Annotated in this window: 14 protein-coding genes; 10 read left to right on the top strand and 4 right to left on the bottom strand. The window is 45.2% G+C overall.

Annotated elements, in window-relative coordinates:
- The 4 genes from B157_RS0114465 to lipB form a co-directional block, all read right to left on the bottom strand.
- The coding region (locus tag B157_RS0114465) for a hypothetical protein (protein ID WP_026308703.1) at positions 1-231 on the bottom strand (231 nt) is incomplete at its 3' end.
- Positions 232-394: 163 nt separating this feature from the next.
- Positions 395-1132, bottom strand: a complete 738-nt coding sequence (locus B157_RS0114460; protein ID WP_020604015.1) for a 3'-5' exonuclease — start codon at positions 1130-1132, stop codon at positions 395-397.
- Positions 1133-1145: 13 nt separating this feature from the next.
- A complete protein-coding gene (locus B157_RS0114455) occupies positions 1146-1550 on the bottom strand; it encodes a hypothetical protein (protein ID WP_020604014.1) in 405 nt (134 codons plus the stop codon).
- Positions 1551-1621: 71 nt separating this feature from the next.
- Entirely contained in the window at positions 1622-2353 is a 732-nt protein-coding gene (gene lipB / locus B157_RS0114450; protein WP_041952115.1) for a lipoyl(octanoyl) transferase LipB, read from the bottom strand.
- Positions 2354-2449: 96 nt separating this feature from the next.
- Here lipB and B157_RS0114445 point away from each other — a divergent pair, with 96 nt between their 5' ends.
- The 10 genes from B157_RS0114445 to B157_RS36865 all read left to right on the top strand — a co-directional run bounded on the left by B157_RS0114445 (position 2450) and on the right by B157_RS36865 (position 13825).
- Entirely contained in the window at positions 2450-2803 is a 354-nt protein-coding gene (locus B157_RS0114445; RefSeq protein ID WP_020604012.1) for a YraN family protein, read from the top strand.
- 107 nt (positions 2804-2910) lie between these two features.
- Positions 2911-4359 (top strand): S41 family peptidase, encoded by a 1449-nt coding sequence (locus tag B157_RS0114440; protein ID WP_020604011.1) that lies wholly within the window; start codon positions 2911-2913, stop codon positions 4357-4359.
- A 101-nt stretch (positions 4360-4460) separates the two neighbouring features.
- Positions 4461-5939, top strand: coding sequence for a hypothetical protein (locus tag B157_RS0114435; protein WP_020604010.1), 1479 nt, complete (start codon positions 4461-4463; stop codon positions 5937-5939).
- Positions 5940-6207: 268 nt separating this feature from the next.
- The gene (locus tag B157_RS0114430; protein WP_020604009.1) at positions 6208-7509 is read left to right on the top strand and encodes a site-specific integrase; all 1302 of its coding nucleotides are present in this window, start codon (positions 6208-6210) and stop codon (positions 7507-7509) included.
- A gap of 210 nt (positions 7510-7719) precedes the next feature.
- Entirely contained in the window at positions 7720-8010 is a 291-nt protein-coding gene (locus B157_RS35420) for a helix-turn-helix domain-containing protein (protein ID WP_020604008.1), read from the top strand.
- Between the two features lie 55 nt (positions 8011-8065).
- Entirely contained in the window at positions 8066-10270 is a 2205-nt protein-coding gene (locus B157_RS0114420) for a VapE domain-containing protein (protein ID WP_020604007.1), read from the top strand.
- 682 nt (positions 10271-10952) lie between these two features.
- Complete coding sequence (locus tag B157_RS0114415; RefSeq protein ID WP_020604006.1) at positions 10953-11144, top strand: hypothetical protein; 192 nt, start codon at positions 10953-10955, stop codon at positions 11142-11144.
- A gap of 32 nt (positions 11145-11176) precedes the next feature.
- Positions 11177-11833 (top strand): hypothetical protein, encoded by a 657-nt coding sequence (locus B157_RS0114410; RefSeq protein WP_020604005.1) that lies wholly within the window; start codon positions 11177-11179, stop codon positions 11831-11833.
- Between the two features lie 29 nt (positions 11834-11862).
- Positions 11863-12369, top strand: coding sequence for a transposase (locus B157_RS0114405; protein ID WP_020604004.1), 507 nt, complete (start codon positions 11863-11865; stop codon positions 12367-12369).
- Between the two features lie 85 nt (positions 12370-12454).
- Positions 12455-13825 carry a terminase large subunit gene (locus B157_RS36865; RefSeq protein ID WP_020604003.1) on the top strand — a complete coding sequence of 457 codons (1371 nt, stop codon included), beginning with the start codon at positions 12455-12457 and terminating at the stop codon, positions 13823-13825.
- The last annotated feature ends 12 nt before the right edge of the window (positions 13826-13837 follow it).

The following is a 13837-nucleotide window of genomic DNA, read 5'->3' as shown; positions in this document are numbered from 1 at the left end:
ATCGTAGGATAAGCCATTTTTCAGCTGAAACAGGATGAAAAACAGGCAGTCCGGGTAAGTAGCTAGCTTGAGTTCTACCTCAATATTATCGGCTAACTCGTTGATGGAGAGTCCATGAATAAACTCATAGGATTCGCCAAAATGGTAAGCCAGCAAGTGAAACTGCTGACTGGTCAAGCCGGTAGTCGCTTTCCACTGGCGGTCATTACAAATATGTTGGTAGCTAAGCATGAATGAGTAACTTAGGTTCAAATCGGCGGGNTCCCTAAAAGACCCTAACTGACTGAAAGTCAACTTACACCAACTCTAATGTAGAATGAACAATGAATAATTTTGTCAGCAATTAACACCTCACTATTATTCATTCTACATTATTCATTTTACATTCTCCTTATCAATCACTTAATACAATATGCTCGTCGGCCACGAGCGGGGCACCCACCATTTTCAAATAAACCTGGGCCAGCATCACCATCGAATCGCGGGCGTACTGCTCAATGCGTGACCAATCGTGCTCGCGATAATACACTTCGCTGGTGCGGTCGCCGGTCCATTCGAGGGGGCGGGTTGGTATGTTTAGTACAGCCGCCAGCAAATCGAGCGGCACAAAATGACGTTTGTCGCCAAACTGCCACTGCTCAAGGGTGTCCTTATGTGGAATTTCCCAGGGTTTCTTACCCGATATCTGCAACGCATGTGGCAATGGCAACCCATTTACCATCAATCGGCGGCAGAGATATGGAAAGTCAAACTCCTTGCCGTTGTGCGCACACAGGGTAAGTTCGCCGGGTGGGTATCGGTTGATGATGGTCACAAATTCCTGAAGCAGGGCCACTTCATCATCGTAACTAATCAGTTTGACTTTCAGGTGCGGCTGATCCGTATCGTCAAAGAATAAGCCCCCTACCCCAATGCAAATAATCTTGCCAAACTCGGCGAAGAACGATGCCCGCCGGTCGTACCAACTGGCAGCCGAGAGATCGTCATCACCTTTGAAGTAGCGACTTTTTTCTTCCCACTGCCGCTGCAGGCGGGGTTCTACCGACAGGAGCGATGGCTCACCTGCCACCGTTTTGATGTCAATAAACAACAGGTTTTTAAGCCGACGTTTCCAGGTGATGGGTTGGGGCATAGGATTTAAACGGTCATTCGTGCAAGATTCCCTCTAAACCCAGAGCTGGAATTTTCACAAGATGCTGCTCGGTAATACTATCAGGCACGAAGATGAATTTCTTATCAAAAATCTGCTCGTCAATAAAGTAACTCACCCAGTACTCATTGTTGAGATGAAAAACGTCGGGCATGATGGTTTCAACCACTTCATGCGCCCCCGGCTGAACCTCAACGAAAAAATGACGCAACGTAGAGGTCTTCTGCTCTTCTTCGTTTTTCTGCCCGTATCCTTTCGACGTAACGAATACAGTTTTTATGGGCACGTTATTCTGATTGATTAAGAAAACATGCCAATCGTAATCACCGATTTCATTGTTTTTTCGGGCAATTACTATTTGTACTCCCTCAACGGGCAAGAAGTTAATGTCTTTTTTCATTACAAACCGTCAATGCGAAATGAACAGAAAGCCGTATTGTCAATAAGCCAATACTAGTCATTCTTACTTTCCTACCCATTCATCCCGTCAATTTCCATATCAAATAGGTTGGCCATGTGTCGCTGAACATGGTGGGATACCTCATTCAGAGGCACTTCGTAACCCAACTCAACAGCCATCGAGGTAACTGCCTTGTCGGTAATGCCACAGGGGACAATATGGTCAAAATAACGCAGATTTGTATTCACATTCAAGGCAAAACCGTGCATGGTTACCCAACGGCTGGCTTTCACACCCATCGCACAAATTTTACGGGCATTCCCCTCAGCATCGTTTCCCAGCCATACACCCGTTAATCCATCTATCCGGCCCGCTGCAAGTCCGTAGTCTGCCAGCGTCAGAATAATGCTTTCTTCCAATAACCGCATGTACCGATGAATGTCGGTAAAAAAATTATCCAAATCCAAAATTGGATACCCCACCAACTGACCAGGGCCATGATAGGTAATATCGCCCCCGCGCCGGATTTTGAAGAGCGTTGCTCCGAGTTCAGTGGCCAGTCTGTCTTCATCCATCAACAGATTTTCGGCGTGGCCGCTCGTACCCATCGTGTAAACGGGAGGGTGCTCGCAAAACAATAAATAGTTTGGGGTGGGTTGCTGCTCCTCGTCTGTACGGGAGCGGTTCAGCAGTTTCTTGTCAACGATTGTAGCAAACAGGCGTTCCTGCTCATCCCAGGCAGACTGGTACTCGATCAATCCTAATTCTCTAATGCCAACCTGTTTATTAATACGCCTGTTCATCACATCCTGGAAGTGAAAGCCTTCCGTTCCTGTACTAACAAACAGGCCGGTAAGTTTCGTTCGGATTGGCGTTATTTGTAACCTTAGAGCGAAAAAATGGCGCAACACAACGAGACCGGAAAGCAGGGCGAAGCAGAAGCAACCCGATATCTGCGCGAGCAGGGCTACGAAATCATGGCCCGGAATTACCGCTACCAGCATGCCGAAATTGACTTGATTGCCAAAAAGGGAAAGCTATTGGTGTTTGCCGAAGTAAAAACCCGAACCAACCTCAGTTTCGGGAACCCCGAAGAGTTTGTTTCCTACACAAAAGCGAAACTGGTTATGAAGGCGGCCGAGCACTATATTTTCGCGACCGATTGGCTCCACGACATCCGATTCGACATTATAGCCGTAACTATAGCGGGTAATGAACTACGAATAAAACATATTGAAGATGCCTTCTTTTAAACCGACTCCTGCGTCGTTTTACCGATTGAAATAGTGGCTAATCAATAAATTATTTTACTGATTAGCACGTTATTAGTGAGCATACATCGACACATCAATAAACTTACATGAAAACAAGTATTTTTGGACGCCTGGCCCTGATTATCGCAGTCGGTAGTCCCCTGTTTCTGTCTTCCTGCAAAGAGACAACTGATGGCGTAATGCCCGTAACTTCTTCAACGGGTGTAGCCACAACCAGCGAGGTAAACGATTGGATTCTTTCCAATATGAAATACAATTACTTCTGGACGGATAAAATCCCGGCTAGTACGGACAAAACATTAACGCCCGATCAATACTTCCTATCGTTGCTCTATGACCGGAACAACACCGCTAATTCCGACCGCGACCGTTTTTCCTGGATTCAGCCAAGCGCCGACGATTTGAAGGCTTCATTAAGCGGCCAGTCGAAAACAACCGGTATGGAATACAAACTATACTATCGGGACAATACACAAACGGGCGTTGTAGCCTCTGTTATTTACGTCTTGCCGGGTTCGCCAGCCGCAATAGCCAGTATCAAACGGGGGGACATCATATCAAAAGTAAATGGGCAGTCTTTGACCGGTACGAATTATCAGGATTTACTTCAGAGCAATACCGATAGCTACACGTTTGGTTTTGCCAGCCTTGTAAACGGTACATTGACCGATAATACGCAGACGAAGCAGGTTACCGCGCTGGTTTTTCAGCAAGACCCGGTTTTGCTTGATACCACGTATACCATTGGCGGCAAAACGATTGGTTATGTCGTCTACAACCAGTTTATTCCGGGTGCTTTGAAGACAGACGGCACTACCAGCAATACGTACGATCTTAAGCTGGACAATATCTTTGGCAAGTTTAAACAGAAGGGCGTTAATGAGCTGGTGCTCGATCTACGCTACAACCGGGGGGGGTACGTCAGTTCAGCCACCAATCTGGCCAGTTTAATTGGCCGGAATATTGATGCCTCCAAAGTATTCTATACCCAAAAGTGGAACAGCACCGTAACGGCGGCCTATAACAAAGACTACGGCGTAGGTTGGAATACCAAAAACTTTGTACCCAAGGCAACTAATATTGGCGGCAATTTAAGCCGTGTTTATGTTCTTACCACGAGCAGTACGGCATCTGCCAGCGAATTGATTATCAATGGCCTACGGCCTTTCATGACAGTTAACACCATTGGTACAACCACCGTTGGCAAAAACGTTGGTTCCATTACGATCTCTGATGCCAGTGGTAAAATAAAATGGGGAATGCAGCCCATTACGTTCAAATCGGCCAACGCACAGGGCTTTACGGATTATGCCGGTGGTTTTACCCCAACGATAGAAGTAAAAGAGCCATCGTACGGCATGAAAGCTTTCGGTGACGTAACAGAAGTCATGCTGAGCGAGGCTATCTTCCAAATATCCGGTACACGTATGGCACGTCGTGCAACCTCTACGGAGGTTACCCAGCCAAGTTTATTTTCATCCATTGACAGCAAAGCTGGCGGGGGTAATATGTTTATTAGCGGTAAGCCCTTTTAATAGACAACGTTAAAATTGTATTATTTTAGTCCAAAAGCGGCCTTAAAGGCTGCTTTTGGCGTTTTATACTGTAACTTTAGCCTTAACAAGTTGCCAGCACTATGTATGAAAAGAATGTAGGTACCAAACAAAAAGCGTTACGTATCAACCTTGACCGACGTATTTATGGCTCTTTTGCCGAGATCGGGGCGGGTCAGGAAACAGCCGCTATGTTTTTTAAGGCAGGCGGTTCATCCGGAACAATAGCCAAAACCATGTCAGCCTACGACATGACGTTTAGTGACTCCATTTACGGCGTGGAAGAAAGCGGCCGGTACGTAGTTGAGTCGCGGCTAGTAAAAATGCTTAGTAAAGAGTATAAGCTGTTAGAGAAACGATTAGCCGAAAAACGTGGTCCTGACACTACGTTTTTTTCATTTGCCAATACCGTTGTTGCCCTTAATTACCAAAAGACGAATGAAGCACATGGCTGGATTGGCTGCCGCTTTCAGTTAAACCCACAGGCTGGCTTTAATGACGTAATTATTCACGTCCGGATGCTCGATAATGAGAATGTTCTACAGCAACAGGCATTAGGCGTTATCGGCGTAAACCTAATTTACGGGTGTTATTTCTACGCTAAATCGCCCGAAACGCTGGTACTGTCGCTCATGGATGACCTCGCCCCGGAGCGCATTCAGATTGATATGATTCGCTTCAAAGGCCCCGATTTTGCGGATGTAGACAATCGGCTTATGAGTTTGCACCTGGTTAAGAACGGCTTTACTGATGCCGCCCTGTTTGGAGCCGACGGGCAAGTATTACAACCCTCTGAAGCCCTGTATAAAAAGCACATTCTGGTTATGCGCGGACGTTTGCGTCCAGTTACGAATGTTCAGATGGATATGATCGAGAACGGCTTAAAGCAGTTCAATGCAGAACCTGACGTAGACGAAGGCAGGGTACTATCCATGGCCGAGTTAACTCTCCATAATCTAAAAGCAAACGAGCAGGGAATCGATGAGAAGGATTTTCTGGATAGAGTCGATATTCTGTGTTCGATGGGGCAGACCGTAATGATTTCCAATTACCTGGAATATTATAAGCTTGTCGCTTATCTGGCCCGGCTAACCCGGCTAAAAATTGGGTTGGTTATTGGTATCCCCAACCTGGAATACATTTTCGAGGAGAGCCACTACGAGTTTCTGCTGGGTGGAATTCTTGAATCATTTGCCACATTGTTTAGCCGGAAAGTAAAGTTGTTCGTCTATCCAACGCTGAAAGAGGGAGCTATTTATACCTGCAACGAATTCAAACTGCCCCCTACTCTGGAACCCTTGTTTCAGTACCTGGTTCGGAATGATAAGATTGAGGATATCACCGACTTTAACGAGCAGAATCTGCACATCTCAACGGATGGTGTGCTTGAGATGATTCAAAAAGGAGAAGACGGTTGGGAACAGATGGTTCCAGATCGGGTGTCTGAGCAAATAAAGGCCAATTGCCTATTCGGTTATCCCTGCGAAGTGGACTACGTACCCATTGGTCAGCAAGTTCGTAATCAGCAGGTAGAAGAGCAGGAACAGGCTATATCTCAGTGATTTGCTATAGTGACAATAAAAAGGCTCCGTTGATTAATCAACGGAGCCTTTTTATTGTAGCCCGAGAAGGGCTGTAACCTAGCTAATCCAGATTAATCCAACTTAATTTTATCTAACGGCTAACTAATTGAATATCAGAAATAATAATTAAGAAATTACGCTAATTAGCTGATTTTTAAATATGCGTTTTTAGGATTGATTAAGCCATTCCGTACACCAATCCGTACACACCCTTATATTTGTTGTACGGAATAAACAAACATAGTGTATGGCACGCTCCACAGATTCACCCGTTACCTACCTACTTCGTGACCCAAAAGCAAACAAGGCTACGCCCATTAACTGTATCGTTCGGTTCAGCAATACCCGTATTAACGTAGGGACCGGTCATAAGGTCATACCGTCTCACTGGAACACTAAAACCAGTCGGGTAAAGAATGTGGTCGATGCCACGGAGAAAGATGCTACAAACAACTTTCTTGATGGCCTGGAAGATGCTGTAAAGTTTATTGTCAGTGATCTGAAGTCAAAACGCAGCCTAACCGTTGAGGCAGCCCGGGAACGGATAGATGCTTACCTGAAGCCAGAAGTAAAGCCAGCCGTAAATAATGATGGTTCTTTCCTTGCCTTCATTGATCACTTTATAGAAACAGCCCCGCAGCGTGTCAATATTGAATCAGGTAAGCATATCAACCCTCGAACTGTCCAGAAGTATAACACCACCGTTAGAGTGCTTAGAGAGTTCGCCACCACCTACAAAGGCAGGTTAGACTTTGAAGCTATCAACTTGGAATTCTATGATGCCTTTACTGCCTACCTGACTAAAAAGGAGGGTTTAGCCGTGAACACAGTAGGTAAGTACGTTCAGGCATTGAAAGTGTTCCTGAATGAAGCAACGGCCAAAGGGATAAATACTAACCTTGACTATAAGAGCAGCCGTTTTAAAGTGCTGAAAGAAGATGCCGACAGTATCTATCTGACAGAACCGGAACTACAAAGGCTATATACTTTCGATCTATCCAAACAGCCCCGGTTAGAACGTGTCAGAGACCTTTTTCTAGTCGGATGTTATACCGGCCTTCGTTTCTCTGATTTCACCGCTATACGGCCGGAACACATCAAAGATGGCCTGATACGGATGGAGCAACATAAAACGATGGGTAAGGTAGTTGTACCCTGCCACCCGATTGTTACGGCCTTGCTGGATAAATACAGTGGCCACTTGCCACAGTCTATCAGTAACCAGAAGATGAATGACTACCTGAAAGAAGTATGCCAGTTGGCCGGAATGACTAGCCATGAAGGTAAAGGCATTACAAAAGGTGGTGTGCGTATTATTCGCTCACTGGAAAAATGGCAGATGGTTACTACTCACACCGCCCGTAGGTCATTCGCTACCAATATGTATTTGTTGGGTGTACCTGCCATTACCATTATGAGGATCACTGGCCACCGTACAGAGAAAGCGTTTATGCGATACATCAAACTGGATGAGGAACAGCACGCTAAAATCATTGCCTTACACTGGCAGAAACAGTTACAGGGTACACCGTTTACTATTGCAAGCTGATAACGCGTAACAAATACCGTAAACTGCCCACTCAACAACAATCGAAGCCACTACTTGTAGTGGCTTCTTGTTTTGATAGATTACTTACTTGCCCTAAATCCTATTTGATTCAGAAGTGAAAAAGACGTGCCTTCGTTTACACTGACACCCTTTAAAACTTAAGCCTACCTAATGACCTTTGTCCATGTTCAAATTTAAACAATGCGAAACATGGAAATGATATTGATGCCAGCCGATCAATTGCGGATAATGATGATTGAAGCGGCCAGTATTGCACTAAAGCAGAACCCTCCCCAAGTTACTCAGGCCATGGAAGCCGATGAATTACTTACTCCTGAAGAAACTGCCAAAATACTTAAAGTATCAAAAGTTACAATCTGGCAGTGGTCTAAACCAACGCCCGGTATTCTTAACCCCCGACGCATAGGCAACCAAGTGAGGTATTTGCGGTCTGAGGTTATGGCAGCAGCTCGGCAAAAGCGAGGCACAATGATAGGCTGATTATTTGAATAACATTGACTACCAGACCCGTATCACCTGTTAATTAGCCTACGCCATGATAAAGACCATTGACACTACCCTGATAGGCTACTATAAGAAACGGAACAGCACAGAGGGTGTTGATCTTTCCTTTACTGAATTTATTAACGCGGTAAGAACTGGCCCTGAATGGAAAAAGCATTGCTTATGGGTGCGTGAAGCCGTGGATGATAAAGCGGAATATGACAAGCGGAAAGCGCAGTCTGCCTGTGTGATCATCGGTGGCACCTTCGATGGGGAAAAGAAAGCGGAAAACTTACGGGATCCATCGGGCCTGCTGGCTGCTGATCTGGATGTGCTGAATGAACGAACGGAAGCCATCAGGTTTCAACTGGCACAGGATCCTTACGTGGTGGCCGTGTTTAAATCCATTGGTGGCCGTGGGCTGTGCGTAGTATTCAAAATAGACAGTGGCCGTTTTTTAGAAAGTTTCAACGGCATAGCTGATTATCTGATCACCAAATATGGCCTGGTAGGAAAGCAGTTTGATCCATCCAGCAGCAACATAAACCGACTTCGTTACATCACCCATGATCCAGAAGCGTACTATAATCCTAAAGCCAGGCTGTTTGCCAAATACCCACGGAAGGAAGCCAAAGCTGAAAAGCCATTCAAAAAGTACATTGATTCTGATACCAACATCAGCCACATCATTGAACAGATTGATGCCAGGGCTGTGGATATTGCACCGGGGTATTCGGAATGGTACAAAGTAGGATGGGCGTTAATCAGTGCCTATGGTGAAGGGGCACGGGGGCTGTTCCAACAGATCAGCCAGTATAATCAAAATTATGATCCTGATGAAGTTGATAAGAAGTTCAATTACCTGACAGCCACCAGGCCACAGCGGATCACGATAAGCACCTTTTACTATTACTGTAAGCTGGCAGGCATTGACATAATGACACCAGCCACAAAGGAAGTGGTAAGCCTGGCAGCTATGGCAAAAAAGAACAAAATCCGTGATGCTGATGAAGCACTGAAGGGCATTCTAAAAATGACTGCCTACACGGAAGAAGAAGCCAGGCCCATTGTTGAACAGGTTTATGCCAGCCCTGAAGCGTTCGACATTGAAGAAACGCTGTTCGATCAGCTTGAACTGTTTCTGAAGCAAGAATACCCGATGCGGCGGAATGAAATTTCCCGATACATTGAAAATGAGGCAGGGCGTGGATTTATTGACGAAGACTTCAACGGGATATGGGTACATGCCGTAAAGATATTGGGCGAAAAAATAAGTGATAAAATGGTGAATAAATTGATTCATTCATCATTTACACCCACGTATAATCCACTAAAAAACTTCTTTCAGGAGAACAAAAAACGTAAGCCAGTAGGCGTAATCAAAGCTCTTGCTGCCACGATAGAAACCAGTAGTGGTTTTGAAGATAATTCATCCTTCCCCGATTATGCTGAGTTCATTATTCGCAAATGGCTACTAGGCATGATATCAGCAATCTATGATGAACATTGTCCGCTGGTCCTCGTGCTGACTGGCAAAAAGGGCACGGGGAAAACAGAGTGGTTTCGTCGCCTATTACCTCCTGAACTCAAACGCTACTTTGCTGAAACAACCTGGCCGATTAGTAAGGATACGGATCTATTAATGTCAGAGAACATTATCACGTTCAATGACGAGTGGAAAGGTAAGACCGTGAAAGATCCCGAAACTCTTAAGGGGTATGCATCTATTGATCAATTCACCTTACGGGAACCCTATGGTAAGTCGATGGTAAAGCGTCGCCGGTTGGCTCTGATGTGCGGGACATCAAACCCAACTCAGATTATCAGCGACCCTGATAATAACCGCAAGATTGTAGCAATCAATATTAAGTCTATTGATTACATAGCCTACAACGCTATTGATAAGGTTGACTTGCTGATGGAGGCATACCATGCTTACACGGATGGTGAACGCCATCACTTGACTAAAAACGACATAGAACGGATTGCTAATGAGGTGAGGGGTTTTGAAGATTACTCACTAGAGCATAATCTGATCACTGAGTATATCCGAATGCCAAGCGGTGCAGGAGGTGAAGATATGCAACGACTAAGCACCACTAAAATCATGCTCTATCTGGAAAACAAAGCTAATGGCCGAAAACTATCTGAAACGATGGTAGGCCGCGAATTGGCCGCACTTGGTTACGAAAAGAAACGCTACCGAGGTGATGACAGCAAACGTTTATACGGCTACGATGTAATTTTTGAAGTGTAGCTGTCCCTGCTTATAGGCTTGTCCCTACTTGTGTCCCCTGTTTTTTAAAGGCAAGGGGGGACAGATAAGCAGCAATGAATCAACTACTTATACCCTCTGTCCCTACTTACCCTACTTTTTTTAATAAGGATATATTACAAGAGTAACAGGGTAGTCATATACTATACATATGGTAATCATATATACACTATATGTACAAAGTTTGAAAAAGCCGATGAATGTAGGGATGTAGGGACATGTCAGATTAACTGTTTAATAGTCAATAAGTTAACTGTCCCTGTTAAGTAGAATAAAAGTAGGGACAACCCAGGGACAACAAGAAAAGTGAGGACACTCCTAAAGCAAAATAATCAAACTGAAATTACACAAAACAAATTCTTTATGAGAAAGGCCCCAAAATTACCCACGTGCGAGCACTACGAAATATACCTGGCAAATCCGGTAGCAGTGCTGTTTCGAAAGGGAACAACGAATCAAACAGAGCCTTGCCCCTTTTGCGCTCAGAGCCATAAACACGGCTTTCCTGACGGCCATCGAAATGATCACTGTGGCGATAACATCACCTTCCGGAGTACACGATGGGGGCTACAGGAAGTGAAGCTTACACCCGATTCCATAACTGCAAAAGATGGTACGATCCTGAAACGGGAAAACGGCTACATTATCAAAACTAGACCCGATCATGGAAAAAGTAAACCACGAATTAATCAGCCTGGCCTTAATCGTAGTCGAGGTGCTAGACAGACGAGCCAAAGCCGGAAGTCATAAACCGCCCTGGCAGGATTTTCAGAACGGCAACGGTGTGAATATAGGCATAGACGTGGAACGGCTCATACAGAAGGCCCAACGCATCTTGCAAATGAATGTGTCTTAATCAATTGTCACTAATCAAATCTCAATAAACCAATGAATGATAAGCCTGCATTACCCGCATACCTAGTAGAAGTAAAAGAGTTGTTAACCGGCAGACAACAGCCGCAACGCACGTTTAGCCCTGACCCGTTCCTGTTTACGGCCCGGCAAGCAGCTTTTCAATATGCCGCGCTAGTGGTAGCTAAGAAAGAAGCGCATGAAGGAGTAGATGTTATTATCAAACTGGTTGAATACGACCGTACTCAGATACCTAATGCTTATACGGTAATCGCAACCGTCTTTCACCAGCAGTTTGCAGCTAGTACGGATTTGAATGTACTGACTATTGATGTAACGTTAAATGATGAAGCGTTTAACTCCCCCAAAGCCGTTTGGAACAGCTTAGGCGAAATGACTTGTGAATATGAATACTATCATTCACATGGTTATGATTCGGGCTTTGGCTATGCAGTCCTGAACCTGGAAGGATTAAACAAACACCTACCGGAAATCAAAAAGTTATCAGCCTTGTCAGATGCGCAGCGAGATGCACACTTAGCCACAATCCAACAGCCAAAGCCCTACAGTTCATTCTATATGCTCTATGATGCTTTTGCTCATGCCGCAAATCTGATTAGTCACTACAATAATGAGTATGCCAGTGATGAAGGAATACTCCATTTCAGACTAGGGTTTATGCCTCCACAGTAAGCAGTACTTTCTAATGTCAGAAAAAGAAGATGGAACAGAAATCAAAACGAGGGGCACCAACAAAGTATAAGCCCGAATATGCTGAAGAAGCACGTAAATTTTGCCTGCTTGAGGGAGCCACCGATGAAGAGTTAGCTACTTCGTTTGGCGTATCAGCCAAGACCATTGACAACTGGAAAATCAAATATCCTGATTTTTTACGGTCAGTTCAAGAAGGGAAAAAAATTGCTGATGCCAATGTAGCTGAAGGCTTCTATAAACGCGCTGTAGGCATTGAATTTACGGAAGTGACCCGTGAACTCATTGCTAATGAATTGACTGTGACAAAGGAAGTAACGAAGCTGATTCCACCGGACCCTGGGGCTGCTTTGAACTGGCTGAAGAATAGACAGCCAGCCAAATGGCGGGATAAGGTAGAGGTAGCTCATTCGGGTAAGATTGAAACCAATGACCTCAGTCACCTCAGCGATGAACAATTGAATCTGCTATTGAGCGAATTACAAACAAAAGTGAACCGTGATACCAATCAGCCCTGACAAAATCCGATTAGAGCAGGTCTGTAGGGAATTAGCCCGGCGTGACTTTAGCCGTTTCGTTCAACAGATAAAACCTGATTACCAAATGACCTGGTTTCATGGCGTGATCTGTGAACGGCTACAACGCTTCGCCCGGAAAGAGATTAAAAAACTGATGGTGTTCATGCCACCCCAAAACGGGAAAAGTGAAGTGGCTACCCGGTCCTTTCCCCCTTACCTGTTTGGCCTGAATCCGAATCTACGTATAGCCGTACTAAGCTATGCAGCATCGAAGGCCAAGAAGTTTAACCGGGAAATTCAGCAGCGATTGACTAGCCCACGGTACCAGGTTCTATTCCCCGCTGTTCGGCTGGCCAGTGCTAGAGATGAAGCCGTTGCCCGAACAACCGAACAGTTTGATCTAGTAGGTTATGATGGCTCCCTGAAGTCAGTAGGTAGACAGGGACCATTAACGGGCGATCCGGTTGATGTAGCCATCTTGGATGATTTACTGAAAGACCGCTTAGAAGCCCAATCCCTGACCATTCGTGAAAACGCCTGGAACTGGATTGTTGATGTAGTGGAGACCCGCTTTCATAATGACAGTCAACTATTATACGTCACTACGCGATGGGATGAAGATGATCCGGCTGGCCGTTTTCTGGAACGTGATGGATACCGATCCGTAGACAATCCCAGTGGTTGGGAGGTTGTTAGTTTTGCGGCTCTCAAAACGGCGGACATAGTACCTTATGACCAACGTCCAGTAGGAGCTGCTTTGTGGCCGGAACGTCATTCCCTGGAACGGCTACAAGCTATTCAGCAAAATAGCCCACTCACCTTCAACAGCCTTTACCAGCAAGACCCTCGCCCCTCAACGGATGCAATGGTATTTCCTGACTGGATTGAAGTAGATGAGTTTCCCGCTTGTGATGTACAGTTTGCCGGGATGGACTTTGGCTATTCCAATGATCCAACCACTCTGATTCGAATTGGTATCAATGGCCGGGATCTGTATTTAGATGAATTGATCTATGAAACAGGCTTAACGAATCCGGCTATTTTACAACGGGCATACCTGGCTAAAGTAAGTCGGTATGAAGAAGTGATTGCCGATAATGCTGAACCGAAGAGCATTGAAGAAATCCGGCACGGGACCATCCTAAGTAGTGGTGAACAGCTTGCAGGTCTCAATATCAAAGCCTGTACAAAAGGACCAGGGTCAATCAATGCCGGAATACAAAAATTGAATGAATACCGTGTACACTATACCAAACGGAGTCTCAACCTTCGCCGTGAAATTCGCAACTACCAATGGATAATGGCTGGTGGAGTAGCCACCAATACACCCATTGATGCTTACAATCACGCACTAGATGCTGTTCGTAGTGCAGTCTATACCAAATACACTACCCCAATGAGCGGACCAAGAATTACCCGCCCAATCCGGAAAAATACGAGCTATTTCAGTCGTTAATATTCACCCATA

The organism is Spirosoma spitsbergense DSM 19989 (genome assembly GCF_000374085.1).
Lineage (GTDB): Bacteria > Bacteroidota > Bacteroidia > Cytophagales > Spirosomataceae > Spirosoma > Spirosoma spitsbergense.
This window is presented reverse-complemented; position numbering and strand designations above follow the sequence as displayed.